A 15,009-nucleotide genomic window follows, 5' to 3' on the forward strand; every position below is an offset into this window, starting at 1 on the left:
TTGAGAGGAAAAAACAATGACAAAACGTACTGTAATTATTGGAGTTGGTGGACCTGTTGGTTCAGGTAAAACCCTTTTGCTTGAGCGTCTTACACGACGTATGTCTGACTTAAATTTAGCAGTTATTACTAACGATATCTATACAAAAGAAGATGCCCTTTTCTTGGCTAAAAATTCGAGCTTAGACGAAGACCGTATCATTGGTGTAGAAACTGGTGGATGTCCTCATACTGCGATTCGTGAGGATGCCTCTATGAACTTTGAAGCGATTGAAACTCTTCAAGAGCGCTTTAACCATGATTTGGATGTTATTTTCCTTGAAAGTGGTGGAGACAACTTGGCTGCGACCTTCAGCCCTGATTTGGTTGATTTTACCATTTATATTATTGACGTTGCTCAGGGTGAAAAAATCCCACGTAAGGCTGGTCAAGGGATGATTAAGAGTGATTTGTTCTTGATCAATAAGACTGACCTTGCACCTTATGTTGGAGCCAACCTAGATCGTATGCGTGAAGATACCCTTCATTTCCGTAACGAAGATTCTTTCATTTTCACAAATTTGAATAATGATGACAATGTTAAGGAAGTAGAAGAATGGATTCGTAAGAATTTCCTACTAGAGGACTTGTAAGATGACACAAGTTTACGATGGCTTTGTCCATCTTGGATTTTCAAATCGAAATGGTCGTACAATTTCCCACAAGAAATATCAAGAAGGTAACTCTCGAGTATCGGCAGATAATTCAGATGCCAATGGCGTTCCTTACTATTTCCTCATTAATATGGGTGGGGGCTTTGTCGAGGGTGAGCAGTATCAAGTGACCATTGATGTTAATAAAGATGCTCATGCCTTGGTGACAACTCAAACACCTACCTATGTTTACAAGTGTGAGAAAGGACAGTTGACACAACAGAATACGTCTATCACACTTGAAGAAAATAGTTATTTGGAGTACATGGCTGATGAAGTTATTCCATATTTAAAATCACGCTATTTCCAAACAAGTCGTATTGATATGGATAAGTCTGCCCACTTGATTTATTCAGATGGTGTAACGGCAGGTTGGTCTCATGAGGATTTACCGTTTCAATACCATTATTTTCGTAATTTGACACAAATTTACCAAGATAATGAGCTTGTTTATAGCGATCAGACTCTCTTAGAGCCTGAGAAACAAGATATGTTTAAACTTGGTTATTTTGAAGGATGGCGTAATTACAATAGCTTGGTAATGGTGTCCCCAAATATTGACGAGGCTTTTGTTAAGGCTTTGCAGAAGCACTTAGAAGGGCTAAATCTTGAGTCTGATTTTGCCATTTCATCCTTAGATATCTCAGGTTTGGTGTTACGTATCTTAGGAAAAACTGCTGAGGATAATCGTCGCATCATTTATTCTTGTGCAGACTATTTTAGACAAGAAATACATGGATTAACCCCTTTGAATTTGAGAAAAAATGATATGAGGAGATAAAAAATGCATATTCCTGAAAATTATCTAAGCCCTATGACTTGTGCGGCAATGGGGGCAGTTATGTTGCCTATTTGGTATAAGGCTGTCAAGGAAGTGAAGGTAAAGGTTAACACTGATAAAAAAACGATTCCTATGTTGGGAATCGGGACTTCCTTGTCCTTCCTTATCATGATGTTTAATCTTCCAGCCCCAGGTGGAACGAGTGCCCATGCTGTTGGGGCAGTGCTAATTGCTATATTGTTAGGACCTTGGGCATCCTGTTTAGCAGTTAGTGTGGCTCTAGCTATGCAGGCTTTGCTATTTGGTGATGGTGGGATTTTGGCCTTTGGTGCGAATGCCTTTTGTATGGCTGTTGTCATGCCATTTGTGGGTTATGCTGTTTATAAACTCTTGAATAAGTGGACAAAGAATAGGATAATTGCTAGCTTTTTTGGAGGTTATATTGGAATTGCAGTTGCGGCCCTGACTGTTGCGGTTTTACTAGGAATTCAACCGATTCTCTTTAAAGATAGCAGTGGTAATCCGCTTTACAATCCATACCCTTTGAGAGTGACGCTTCCAGTAATGGGCTTGACTCACCTGCTTATCGGCTTGGTAGAAGGATTTTTCACAGCCGGTGTTCAAGAATTCATTGAACGTTTGAATATTGATAATACTCAGGAAATAACGACTAAAAAACTACGTCCTTTATTGCTCTTTATCCTAGCCTTAATTATCCTAACGCCACTTGGTTTATTGGCGACGGGAACAGCTTTTGCAGAATGGGATGTCAAAGAGTTAGTAGAAAAATTGTCTCATTACCATGTGGAAGCCCAAGCGCCAAAAGGAATGTTGAATGGTTTTTCATTCAATGCCCTCTTCCCAAATTATAGTATCGCAGGCATTCCAGAAGTTTTGGGTTATATCCTGAGTGCTGCCTCTGCTGTTTTGATTTTCTTCATCCTCTATCGCTTGATTTTCGGTAGAAAGGTTGAAAAATGATTCTTCCAGATTGGATATCGGAAGAGCGCCCAGTAGTCACTAAAGTCGTTAGAAATAACTTTCTTATCCGGAATCGTCACCATCTGGAAGCTCTTCTTCAAAAGTTTGAAACGCATCCTTTAAAAGTAGCATCAGTCTTTCATCCAACAGCTAAGGTTTTACTTCTCTTTTTCTTACTTGTTTCAGTGGGAATTAGCCGAAATCTCATAGTTTTGTGGATTGTAGCCTTGTTTTTAGGAGCTGGCGTGGCTTTTTTACCGTATTCTGTTTTAGTAAGAACTTTGAAAAAAACTGTAGTGTTGTTGATCTTCCCTTTAGTTCTTTATCTACCGCATCTCTTACTTAGCGGAGGTCAATCGCTCTTTCTTTTTAGACTTCCTTTGATTGCCGTAGCCATTGCTTATTATTCAGAGACAAGTACAATAAGTGAGATGCTAGTGGCATTAAAAGGGTTGCATTTTCCTGATCTTGTTCTGCTCCAGTTAGATATCACCATAAAATATATCGATGTCTTTGGAAAACAATTAATGGATTTGCTCAAAGGGATTGAAGCACGAAGCTTTGGCGGCAACCATCGTTTCCGGATTGGAAGTAATATCTGGGGAATTTTATACCTTAAAGCTATACGCTATGGTGAGGAATTGACTCAAGCCATGGAAGCACGTTGCTTTGTTGGTGAGTATGTCAAGTCATCACAGTCATTCACATGGAAGGACTGGCTGGCCTTGATAGGTCTAGTAGCAGTGATTTTAGGGCAGATTATGTTAGGAGGATGAGATGTTTCAATTGAAACAAGTGGCCTGTGCCTATGAACAAAAAAAGGTCTTTACTGGTCTTGATTTGGAGATTAGACAAGGACAATATGTGATGTTGATGGGGGAAAATGGGACTGGGAAATCAAGTCTTATCAGTTTATTAACTGGCTTCAAGCAGGAAGAATCTGGTCGCATTCTTTTCTTAGGGAAGGACCTCAAAGAATGGCTGAAGGACAAACGTCAAAAACGAGATTTTTATAGTCGCCTCGGAATCCTCTTTCAGGATGTGGATAGTCAGTTATTTAATAGTACTGTCTATGATGAGATTGCTTTTGGTCCACGTCAGCTAGGTCTTACCGAAGAAGTGTCACAGCGCGTTCAAGACACGCTATCCCTGCTTAAAATTGAAGATTTAAGAGATCGCGTTCCCTATCAACTGTCTGGTGGAGAAAAGAAGAAAGTGGCTTTTGCCAGTATCATGGTAACTAATCCAGATGTGTATATTCTTGATGAACCCTTCAATAATCTTTCTAAAGAATATGAAGAATTTTTTAGGGAACTTCTACATGAGCTTCATTCAGCTGGGAAAACCATTATCATGTCTGCTCATCACTTTAAGCATCTTCATCACGAAAAGGCTGATGTTCTTCTTTTTGAAGACGGCAAAGCTGATTTCTTTCCTGCCCAGGAAGTGCTCAGTAACCAGCAAGTAATTGAGCGTTTGTCACATTATTAATAAGGATAAGTAGGAAATCGTTCTAGGTTTCCTACTTTTTTCTTTGTCAAACAATTGATATTTTTAGGTGATAGTATTTTCTTATCACTTTGATTATGTTTAAGTATTAGTTAAGCTTAGTGAATTCTGTTACAATAAAAAAATCAATCTCAAAGGAGAGTATTATGAAACTTAAAAAAATTCTTGGAATTACGGGTGTAGCCATTGCTTCAGTGGCTTTGCTTGCTGCATGTTCATCTAAATCACCAAAAGAAGCATCTAAATCTTCAGGTGCTAAAGAAACAATTAACTTTGCCACTGTTGGGATAACAGCACCGTTCTCATATGAAGAAAACGGTGAATTGACTGGTTACGATGTGGAAGTGGCTAAAGCAGTCTTCAAAAACTCTGACAAATATGAAGTGAAATTCCAAAAAACAGAATGGTCTTCAGTATTTACAGGTCTTGACTCAGCTAAATACCAAATGGCTGGGAACAATATCTCTTATTCAGAAGAACGTGCCCAAAAATATCTCTTCTCATATCCAATTGCTACCACACCAGCTGTTTTGACTGTTCCAAAAGATAGTAATATTAAGAAATATGATGATATTGCTGGACACTCAACGCAGGTTGTTCAAGGAACATCGACAGTTACTCAATTGACAGAGTTTAATGATAAACATTCAGACAAGCCAGTTGAACTTAACTACACAAATGAAAATATTGAACAAATGTTGACAAATTTGAATGAAGGCAAATATGACTTCAAGATCTTTGAAGCACCAACTGTTAATGCAATCATCAAAAATAATAAGTTGAGTAATTTGAAGACCATTGAACTTAAGTCTGATCAACAACCATACATCTACTTCTTGTTCGCAGATAACCAAAAAGATCTTCAAAAATTTGTAAACAAACGTTTGGAAGAACTCCAAAAAGATGGTACTTTGGCTAAGTTGGCTGAAAAATTCTTTGGAAACAAAGATTATATTCCAACTAAAGATGCTTTGAAAGTTCCAAGCAAAAAATAAGAAAGTCTCTTTTGTCAACTGTAGTCGGTGACGAAAAGCCTTTGTTTATTATATGATAAATAAAAGAGGGAAATGATGAAAAAGGTAAAATTTTTGCCAACTTTGAAAATTGCTTTTGAAATTCTTATTGTTGTGTGTGGATAAATTATGAATGACAGTGCATAATCAATCAAATTAAGGAGAAGAGAAATGACCATATTAAAAACTTTTAGTGATACGGTGAAACAATATCCTTCTAAAGTTGCTGTTATGTATAGCGGAGGAGAGTTTACTTTTCAAGAAGTAGATGTGATGTCTAATTTTATTGCTAAGCAGCTACTACTCAATAGCGATGAAGAGACTGTACCTTTTTATATAGAAAAAAATAAGTATGTTTTACCAGTTGTTTTGGGGATAATGAAATCGGGTAAAATTCCGTTACCTATAACAAATAGTCTTGAGGTCAAAATATCATTAGAACGTATTAGCGAAGTTGTCTTTGACGTGTTGATAAGTGATAGGGATGTTAAACTTGAAAATCATTCAGTAACTCTTTTGCTCTTATCCAAAAAATTAGAAAGTTACAGTGAGTATCAAGAAGTAGCTACAACTAAAGAGAATGAAATTGCACATATTATCTGTACTTCTGGAACTACTGGGGTTCCTAAAAAAGTATTTTTAACTGATGATAACATAGATTGGCTTGTAAAAGAATTTTATAAAATTGTGAAGTTTACTTCCGAATCAAAATTTTTATTTACAACTCCCTATACTTTTGATGTTTCATTAACAGAGATTTTGGCACCTGTATATACGGGTGGTACTTTGGTTTGTTACGATGGTGGGATTCAGAATATTATTCGACTAGGAGAAACAATTGAGAAAAAGAAGATAACTCATTTATCATTATCTCCGTCTTTTGCTGAAACTATTATTGATATTAGTGGGCCAGAAGTATTCCAGAATTTAAGAGCGTTGTGTCTAGCAGGTGAGACATTTCCTAGTTCATTAGCGAATAGGTTGAGAGGGCTTATTCAGCAAGGGTGTCGAGTATTTAATTTATATGGGCCTTCAGAAACAACAATTTATGCAACCTACTATGAGTTGAAAGATAGAAAATATAATACTGTTCCAATTGGTAAGCCTTTGCCTGGGGTTCAACTAAAGATAGCTTCTCAAAAAGAGAATTCTAAGATGGCAGAACTTCTAATTGGTGGTAATGGAGTAACGGAAGGGTATAGACTACAACCCGAATTAAATAAAGCTAAGTTTAAGTTGATAGGTTCAAATAGGTACTATGTAACGGGGGACTACGTTTATTACCAAGGAGATAACTTGGTATTTAGTTCAAGAATAGATAGCCAAGTCCAAGTAAATGGTATTCGTATTGAATTAGATGAGGTAAAATCTATTGTAGATAAACTTAAATCAGTTAAATCATCACGAGTTGTTTTTTATAAGAAGAAACTTGTCGTATTTTATGAAGCCGATTTGAATATTAAAGAAGATATTATTAGAAGTTTACCTAGTTACTTAAATCCGACGGTAGTTAAAGTTGAGAGTTATTATCTCAATCAGAATAGAAAGTTGGATGTTCCAAAAATGCTTGAGATATATTATTATAAAAAACAAAGTCAACAAGGAGATGATGTTAGAAAAAATATTTTAGATGTACTATCTAAATTTGAAAGAGTTGATATCACAGATTTGGATTCGTTAGAATTAGTTAGATTTTATTTAGAGATTGAGGATATCTTTGATATTGAAATTAAAGAAAATGATTTTTATAGGCTAAAGAGTGTAGATTCGATTGTGGACTATATTAGAAATAAATCATTTTTTCAAGAACGTTCAACTGAGCCAAACGATAGTTTTACTAAAGAACATGACTTGGTTAATTTAGAGTATAATCTCACAAAAATGAATTATCGTTATTTGAAAAATATTATTACTCCTAGCCCGACACAAAAGAGACTTTATAAAAACAATCAAAATCGTGTTATTGGTTTTAATTTAGCACTGGAAGAAGTGACTTATTTAGAATTGAATAAGCTGCACCATATTATTAAATATTTAAGCTATAAAATTGATATATTTAGACTTGTTGTCGAAAAGGAGCAAACTCGATTTAGCATAGGTATTGTGAATGAAGGAGATTACTCACCTAATATTATTGTACTAAATAATTTACCAACAGAGTTAGAATTACAAGGAATATTAGATAATATAGAAGTGATTCCTATTCCAATTATTGTGGTGGGAACAAGAGATAAAAAAGTAAGATTTTATTTTCCATATCATTCTATTGATGCATCATCATTAAATAAACTTGGAGATACAGTATATCAACTGTACGAAAAAAAGATAGTTATTGATGAAGTACCTAGTAGTTCACTGGTTGCTTTTTCGCAGTTTAAAAGGGAGGTGTTACAGAATGATGTCTCTGGGGATGTTCTTGCTAGATTGCCAAAGATAAAGCCTGCTATTGAGTTTGAGAAATTAAATGATGAAGTTCAATGTTTTCAAGTTTCTTTACCAGAAGATATTAAAGGAGACGATGTATATCTTTTTACAATTTATGCTATCTCACAGTGTATTTTAAGCGACTATAATCTGTCTGCTATATCTGGGGGTCTATCTTTGGATTTTAGAGATTATGAACAGTTTGATGCGTATGACTTAATAGGAGACATTCACAAGAAAATTCCATTCCAAGTAAATCGAACTGAAACTTTTGAGGAGTTTAAAAACTCTCATTTCAAAATTTTGGAGATCTATCGTACAGGTATTGATTACTATGAAATTGCAATGTTAGGAAATGATATGAGTGCTAAAGAAGTGCAAGAACGATTAAATAATCTGTCTCTATCAATAAATTTCATTGGCGAAGCATTTAGGTTAAAAGATACTATTAATAATATAATTGATGTTGATTTTGATAAAAATTTTATTAATGTATTTGTACATGAGCGATTTGCATACGCAGTTATAAAATCTGAGTTATTGAGTAATAGTGTTTATGACTTAATGCATAAAGATAGCAAATTCGAGCTAAAAGTAATTGATAAAAAACGACTGGAAAATGAGGAGACAAACCGATGAGTATTTATAAAGATATAGTAGAGGGGTACCAACTGAATAATATTCAGGAAAAGGATAAATTGAATAACGTTTTGGTACAGCTTAATGAAAAAGATGATCAAGAGATGATAAATAGAAAGAATTTCATTGGGCATTTTACAGCATCAGCATTTGTTATTTCAAAAGATAACAGGCGTTTATTGATGGTTCACCATAATATTTTAAAAAGATACCTACAGCCTGGGGGGCATATTGATAAAAATGATAGAAACCCGCTAGATGCAGCGAAACGTGAGCTGTTTGAGGAGACTGGGATAGATTCTGAAATATTGACGTATCAATGTGCAGAACCATTGAATAGCTTGATACCTTTTAATGTTTCTGTGCATAAGATACCAGAAAATAAATTGAAGAATGAGCGTTCCCACTACCATTATGACTTGCAATATTTATTTTATATTGAAAATGAGGTTGATGTGAAAATTGACAGCAACGAATCGAGTTCCTATGAGTGGATTCAGCTAGATAATGTAAAGGACATGGACGGCTATAAGGAAATCATTAAGAAGATTGAAAAACTTGAAGCAGCTTCTCAAGAACGTTTTTTATCTAATATGCTGAAAGGTGCATCGTTTGAAGACATATCATGTATTACTGTACAACATATTATTTCAAGTACAATACCGATTATCATGACATTGCAAAAAATATTTGGGCATCGTTTGTTAGTGTGTGCTAAACCAAACTCTGTTGATAAGATGGTATGGCACAAGCTAGAAAATATGGGGGTAAGATTAACATTAGCTTCAAGGGATGAATATTTTAATGTAGATTATCTGGGGATAAAGAGTAAAACAATTTTATTAGACATTGGTGGGTATTTTGCCTCAATTGCTCAGATTCCAAACTTACCTATCGAGTGTATCATTGAAGATACAGAAAATGGGATTCAAAAATATGAGAATGTTATTGATCAAATAGAATATCCGTTATTTTCTGTCGCTAGAAATCCCCTGAAGAAGAATGAGGATTACTTAGTTGGTGCGGATATTGTTTTTGGGACAGATTATATATTACATCAAAAAAATTTATTAATGCAATATATGCAAGTGGTTTGTATTGGATATGGGAAAATCGGTTACGGCATCTGTACCAAATTAAGAGAACTTGGTATTAGACCGAAGGTGCTGGAAAAAGATAGCATGAGAACTATTCAAGCGGTACGTGATGGTTGCGACATTTTGCTAGAAAAAGATTTCAAGAATATTGATTTGATTTTTTGTGCGACCGGTTCAAAAAGTCTAGATATTTTAGATTTTCGCTCTATCAAAGATGGAACCTTCCTAGTCTCTGCAACATCTAGTGATGATGAATTTAATTATAGCTATTTATTGGATGAATATGAAGAAATAGTCGAAACTTCATTAATCACTAGATATGAAAGTGAAGACAACTATTTCTATCTGTTAAATCAAGGAACACCAACTAATTTTGTAGTAAACTCCGCTTTGGGAAATTATATTTTATTAGTCCAGGCAGCCATTCTATATACAGCTAAGAAGTTTATTGAAGATAGAGAAATGGCTATAGCTAAGCAAGTAAACACTCTTTCAGATGAGGATAACTATAATATTGCGAAGCAATGGTTAGAAGAGTTCTGCTAATGAACAAATATCTGAGGAGTTTATTTTGAATAAAAAAGAACAACAAAATACATATTTACTTGTAGGGAGCCGTATTATTTCTCGTGTTGGAGATATTATGTTTGACTTTGCGAATAACACTTTTTTATCGAGTGTAAATGTTAAGTCACTTATGTTAGTTGGTATTTATCAGACATTAGAAAACATCATCAGTGTGATTTTTAATCTTTTTGGTGGTGTTCTGTCTGATAACTTTCAAAGAAAACGGATTATCATTTTAACAGATATTTTAAGCGGAGTATTGTGTCTTGCCTTATCTTTTATTTCTAATCAGCAGTGGTTGATTTATGCTGTGGTTATCACAAACATTATATTAGCTTTTTTCTCATCATTTTCAGGCCCTGCTTATAAGGCTTTTACTAAAGAAGTGGTGGAAGCAGATAATATTTCAAAACTAAACTCATTACTAGAATCGTTTATAACGGTAGTTAAAGTCGTTGTTCCCCTGGTATCGGTATCTCTATACGGTTTACTAGGATTATATGGTATTTTACGTCTAGATGGGATAACATTTATTGCATCTGGGTTGCTTATTCTCTTTATTCGTCCCATACTTGAAGAAAGTACTGGGAAACAGGTGTTTTCATTATCGAAAATCTTTTCAGATCTTTTTGAAGGAGGAAGGTATCTAGCTAGTCAAAAGGAAATTTTGTACTTGGTTATTTTATCTGCGATTGTTAATTTCTTTTTAGCAGCTTATAATCTGTTGTTACCATATAGCAATCAGATGTTCCCAAGAGTTACCGTTGGCTTATACGGTGTTTTCCTAGGAGCAGAAGCAGTAGGTGGTCTTATTGGAGCGTCTTTAAGCAGTATTCTCAATAAAGTTTTGAAAATAAAAACAATGATTTTATATCTTGGAGTATCAGGTGTTTTTCTATCTTTGACACCTATGGTATACTGTGTTTTTCCAAGTGCTTATATGCTTGCGTTATATCCTGCTTTATTCAACTTGTTTTTGACTATGTTCAACTTACAGTTTTTTTCATATATCCAAAAGAATGTGGATAATGTCTTTCTTGGTAGAGTTTTTGGGATTATTTTTACTGTTGCAATTTTATTTATGCCCATTGGGACAATGACATTTACTTTTCTTTTAAGCCCTAAAAATATCTTTAATTTTGTTATCGTTGGTTTATCTATAGGAGGTATTTCGCTTCTCTTTTATAGGATTTTTAGCAAAAGATTGAGGTAAATTTTCAGAGTAATTTTAGCTCCGATGGCGTAGTAAAATTGCTTAGTAAAGTCACAATTTATATACTTGTTAGGGCAACCATTACACACATAAGGTAATCGTTTTAGAAGTGGGCGGGCCTCACATTTTGAGTGTTGATTGATTCCTTGATGGTAAGGTGTTTACATACTTTTTTAGAGACAGTAGATGGGTCGCCGATTAGTTTAGAAATAGCTCTAAATGTCTTGTTCGTTTCTCATAAAAGTCAGCGATATTGCAGGGATTGGTATGACTAGCTGAAGCGATGTTGTGAATGTACTTGAACAAGATTTTACTGGCATAGGGATTCCCTCGTTTAGTGATGTGTTCCTTAGCGAGAAAGTTCCCAGATTCATAGTGTCTCAGGTCAATGCCAATAAAAGCGTTGATTTGATTGGTATACTGCGACGAATATCTCCCAATTCGCCAATGATAGATGTCGCTGTGGTTTCTGCGATGCCAGGAATTGACCGTAAGATGTCATACTCTGGTAAAGGCTGAGCTAGAGCTACCATGTCGTTTAAGACAACCCGTCTGCGTTCAGAAAGACGAAGCAATTCGGCTCTTTGTCAAACAATTGATATTTTTAGGTGATAGTATTTTCTTATCACTTTGATTATGTTTAAGTATTAGTTAAGCTTAGTGAATTCTGTTACAATAAAAACAATCAATCTCAAAGGAGAGTATTATGAAACTTAAAAAAATTCTTGGAATTACGGGTGTAGCCATTGCTTCAGTGGCTTTGCTTGCTGCATGTTCATCTAAATCACCAAAAGAAGCATCTAAATCTTCAGGTGCTAAAGAAACAATTAACTTTGCCACTGTTGGGACAACAGCACCGTTCTCATATGAAGAAAACGGGGAATTGACTGGTTACGATGTGGAAGTGGCTAAAGCAGTCTTCAAAGACTCTGACAAATATGAAGTGAAATTCCAAAAAACAGAATGGTCTTCAGTCTTCACAGGTCTTGACTCAGCTAAATACCAAATGGCTGGGAACAATATCTCTTATTCAGAAGAACGTGCCCAAAAATATCTCTTCTCATATCCAATTGGTACCACACCAGCTGTTTTGACTGTTCCAAAAGATAGTAATATTAAGAAATATGATGATATTGCTGGACACTCAACGCAGGTTGTTCAAGGAACAACGACAGCTACTCAATTGACAGAGTTTAATGATAAACATTCAGACAAGCCAGTTGAACTTAACTACACAAATGAAAATATTACACAAATGTTGACAAGTTTGAATGAAGGCAAGTATGACTTCAAGATCTTTGATGCACCAACTGTTAATGCAATCATCAAAAACAATAAATTGAGCAACTTGAAGACTATTGAGCTTAAATCTGATGAACAACCATACATCTACTTCTTGTTCGCAGATAATCAAAAAGATCTTCAAAAATTTGTAAACAAACGTTTGGAAGAACTCCAAAAAGATGGTACTTTGGCTAAGTTGGCTGAAAAATTCCTTGGAAATAAAGATTATATTCCAACTAAAGACGCTTTGAAAGTTCCAAGCAAAAAATAAGAAAGGAGGTGGGAATGATTCTCAGCTTTTCCATATAATTAAAATCGGCTCTTTGTCAACTGTAGTGGGTGACGAAAAGCTAACATCTAGAGAGGACCGGATAGGTCCTTTTTTTATGTATGTTCAGTGTGATGAAGACACGCTTCTTAAAGTTGATAAAGTTTCTAAAACCGAAGCCCAAACGTTTGATGTCTTTGATCAACTTATTAGTCGCTTCAAGTTTCGCGTTTGAATAGTCCGTTTCTAGTGCGTTTTTGATGTATTGCTTGTGTCTAAGAAAAGTCCTAAAGACAGTTTGAAAATAATGATTGACCTTGCTCCTATTTTCCTCTATCAGTTCAAAGAACTCATCTACTCTCTTCTCCTGAAAGTGAAAAAGCAAAAGCTGATAAAGTGTATAGTAGTCAGTAAGCTCTTTTGAAAAGACTAGTGTCTTCGCAACAACTTCATGTGGTGCTAAAGTTTGGCGGAAAGTCTTTGAATAAAAAGAGTTGAGAGATAGTTTACGGCTGTCCTTTTGGAAGAGTCGCCAGTGATTTTTCAGGGCTCGATAGGGTAGTGACTTCTTATCGAACTGGTTCATAATTGCAATTCTTGTCTTTAAAAAGGCACGTCCAAGGTGCTGGATGATGTGGAAACGATCAAGAACGATTTTTGCGTTTGGAAAGAGCTTGCGAGCCAGTGGAATATAAGCTCCAGACATATCCATCGTGATAAACTGTACCTGTTGTCGGACTTTCAATGGATACTTCAAAAAGTAGTTTCGTATAGTAGTTTGGCGGCGATTATCAAGGATGGTTATGAGTTCGTTTGTCTCATAATTCTGCGCCACAAAAGCCAATTCCCCTTTCTTGAACCCAAACTCATCCCAGGACATAACAGCAGGGAGTTTGTCATAATGTTCCTTGAAAGTAAACTGATCAAGCTTACGATAGACAGTGGACGTCGACACGCGAAGTCTTCTTGCAATATCAGTTAGTGACACCTTCTCAGTTAGGAGTTGTGTAACTTTTTGTCGGACTAGATTGGAGATTTAGCAGTTTTTCTCAACGATAGATGTCTCAGCTACCGTGACTCTCCTACAATTTTTACACTGGAAATGACGTTTTTTCAGACGTAGTAGAGTTGGCGTTCCCGCTTGCTCGAGAAGAGGGATTTTAGAAGGCTTTTGAAAGTCGTACTTGATCATCTTTCCATGGCAATGAGGACATGATGGTGCAGGGTAATCAAATTTTGCTTGAATCTCGATATGAGTGTCAGTTTCAAAAACAAGTGAAATCTTGATATTTTGGTCTTTGATTCCGATTAATTCTGTGTTATTCTTAATAAGTCTCATAAGTTCTTCCTAATGATGGTTTGGTTGCTTTTCATTATAGTTCTTATGGGACTTTTTGTGTACACTCAAAAAGCTCTATAATCCCTACAGTAGTTTTACCCACTACAGAAATTATAGAGCCTTAAAATCTAGGACACATTATAGTTAAAAACTATAGATATATACAATTATAAACAATTTGCTACAATTCTCATCTTATGGGATAATAATTTAACACTTAAAACAATTAAAGGGAGTTCGTTATGAAATTTAAAAAAATTCTTGGAATTACAGGATTGGCAGTTGCTTCAACAGTAGCCTTGGCTGCTTGTGGTGCCGGTGGTAACAAATCTGCTAAAGATGATAAAACATTGACAGTTGGTATCATGACTTTGGATGATACAACTGAGCCAGTGTGGGATAAAGTCAAAGAATTGGCTAAAGACAAGGGTGTTACAATTGACTTGAAAGAGTTCACAGACTATAATCAACCAAATGAGGCTCTTAAAAATGGTGAAATCGACGTTAATGCTTTCCAACACATCTATTTCTTGAACAACTGGAACAAAGAAAATAAAGGTGATCTCGTTCCAGTAGCTGATACACTCCTTAGCCCAATCCACCTTTTCTCAGGAACTGAAAACGGTAAAGCTAAGTATAAGGATGTTAAAGAGCTTCCAGAGGGAGCTACTATCTCAGTACCTAACGATAGTACAAACGAAAGTCGCGCTTTGACTCTCCTTCAAACAGCTGGTTTGCTTAAGTTGGATGTTAAAGATGGCGAATTGGCAACTATCAAGAATATTTCTGAAAATCCAAAGAAATTGGAGATCAAAGAAATCTCTGCTGAACAAGCTGCCCAAACTCTTTCATCAGTAGACGCTGCAGTTGTTAACAACTCATATGCACAACAACAAAATGTTGACTATAACACAACCCTCTTCCAAGAAGATCCAAGTCAAGATTTGAAAGAATGGGTTAATATCATTGCAGCTAATAAAGATTGGGAAAAATCAAACAAATCCGATGCTATCAAGACTTTGATTAAGGCTTACCAAAATGATGAAGTTGCCCAAATCATTTATGATGCTTCTAACAAAGTTGACCTTCCAGCATGGAAAGGTGCACCAACACGAGATCAATTGGAAGCTAATTCAAAGAAATAAGCTAAGGGCGAAAGGGCGTGTGAGAGCACACCATTTTGTCGTATATGAAGAAGTCAAT

General features: G+C 35.4%; 11 protein-coding genes and 2 pseudogenes. 11 read left to right on the forward strand and 2 right to left on the reverse strand.

What is annotated here, in order from left to right; genetic code table 11:
- Positions 1 to 16: 16 nt before the first annotated feature.
- From ureG to E3C75_RS03780, 9 genes are all read left to right on the forward strand, one after another.
- A complete protein-coding gene (gene ureG, locus E3C75_RS03740; RefSeq protein ID WP_002889928.1) occupies positions 17 to 631 on the forward strand; it encodes an urease accessory protein UreG in 615 nt (204 codons plus the stop codon).
- Between the two features lies 1 nt (position 632).
- Entirely contained in the window at positions 633 to 1,472 is an 840-nt protein-coding gene (locus E3C75_RS03745) for an urease accessory protein UreD (protein WP_011225456.1), read from the forward strand.
- 3 nt (positions 1,473 to 1,475) lie between these two features.
- Entirely contained in the window at positions 1,476 to 2,453 is a 978-nt protein-coding gene (gene cbiM / locus E3C75_RS03750) for a cobalt transporter CbiM (protein WP_084825767.1), read from the forward strand.
- The gene (locus tag E3C75_RS03755; RefSeq protein WP_111679239.1) at positions 2,450 to 3,229 is read left to right on the forward strand and encodes an energy-coupling factor transporter transmembrane component T; all 780 of its coding nucleotides are present in this window, start codon (positions 2,450 to 2,452) and stop codon (positions 3,227 to 3,229) included. Before cbiM ends, E3C75_RS03755 begins: the two co-directional genes overlap by 4 nt.
- Position 3,230: 1 nt before the next feature.
- Positions 3,231 to 3,944 (forward strand): energy-coupling factor ABC transporter ATP-binding protein, encoded by a 714-nt coding sequence (locus tag E3C75_RS03760; protein ID WP_002949561.1) that lies wholly within the window; start codon positions 3,231 to 3,233, stop codon positions 3,942 to 3,944.
- A gap of 164 nt (positions 3,945 to 4,108) precedes the next feature.
- Positions 4,109 to 4,957 carry an amino acid ABC transporter substrate-binding protein gene (locus E3C75_RS03765; RefSeq protein ID WP_111679241.1) on the forward strand — a complete coding sequence of 283 codons (849 nt, stop codon included), beginning with the start codon at positions 4,109 to 4,111 and terminating at the stop codon, positions 4,955 to 4,957.
- Between the two features lie 189 nt (positions 4,958 to 5,146).
- Positions 5,147 to 8,038 (forward strand): non-ribosomal peptide synthetase, encoded by a 2,892-nt coding sequence (locus E3C75_RS03770; RefSeq protein WP_111679243.1) that lies wholly within the window; start codon positions 5,147 to 5,149, stop codon positions 8,036 to 8,038.
- A complete protein-coding gene (locus E3C75_RS03775; protein WP_133264086.1) occupies positions 8,035 to 9,681 on the forward strand; it encodes an NUDIX domain-containing protein in 1,647 nt (548 codons plus the stop codon). The genes E3C75_RS03770 and E3C75_RS03775 overlap by 4 nt, the downstream gene beginning before the upstream one ends.
- A gap of 25 nt (positions 9,682 to 9,706) precedes the next feature.
- Positions 9,707 to 10,915, forward strand: a complete 1,209-nt coding sequence (locus E3C75_RS03780; RefSeq protein ID WP_011225463.1) for an MFS transporter — start codon at positions 9,707 to 9,709, stop codon at positions 10,913 to 10,915.
- Positions 10,916 to 11,137: 222 nt separating this feature from the next.
- Here the strand turns inward: E3C75_RS03780 and E3C75_RS03785 are convergent.
- Positions 11,138 to 11,493, reverse strand: a pseudogene (locus E3C75_RS03785) (transposase); the annotation flags it as partial.
- A 128-nt stretch (positions 11,494 to 11,621) separates the two neighbouring features.
- Here E3C75_RS03785 and E3C75_RS03790 point away from each other — a divergent pair.
- Entirely contained in the window at positions 11,622 to 12,470 is an 849-nt protein-coding gene (locus tag E3C75_RS03790; protein ID WP_011225465.1) for an amino acid ABC transporter substrate-binding protein, read from the forward strand.
- Positions 12,471 to 12,556: 86 nt separating this feature from the next.
- On the opposite strand, the pseudogene E3C75_RS03795 reads toward E3C75_RS03790, so the two are convergent.
- Positions 12,557 to 13,806, reverse strand: a pseudogene (locus tag E3C75_RS03795) (ISL3 family transposase).
- A 242-nt stretch (positions 13,807 to 14,048) separates the two neighbouring features.
- Here E3C75_RS03795 and E3C75_RS03800 point away from each other — a divergent pair.
- Positions 14,049 to 14,951, forward strand: a complete 903-nt coding sequence (locus tag E3C75_RS03800; RefSeq protein ID WP_111679244.1) for a MetQ/NlpA family ABC transporter substrate-binding protein — start codon at positions 14,049 to 14,051, stop codon at positions 14,949 to 14,951.
- Positions 14,952 to 15,009: the final 58 nt, after the last annotated feature.

Source organism: Streptococcus thermophilus, assembly GCF_010120595.1.
Classification (GTDB): domain Bacteria; phylum Bacillota; class Bacilli; order Lactobacillales; family Streptococcaceae; genus Streptococcus; species Streptococcus thermophilus.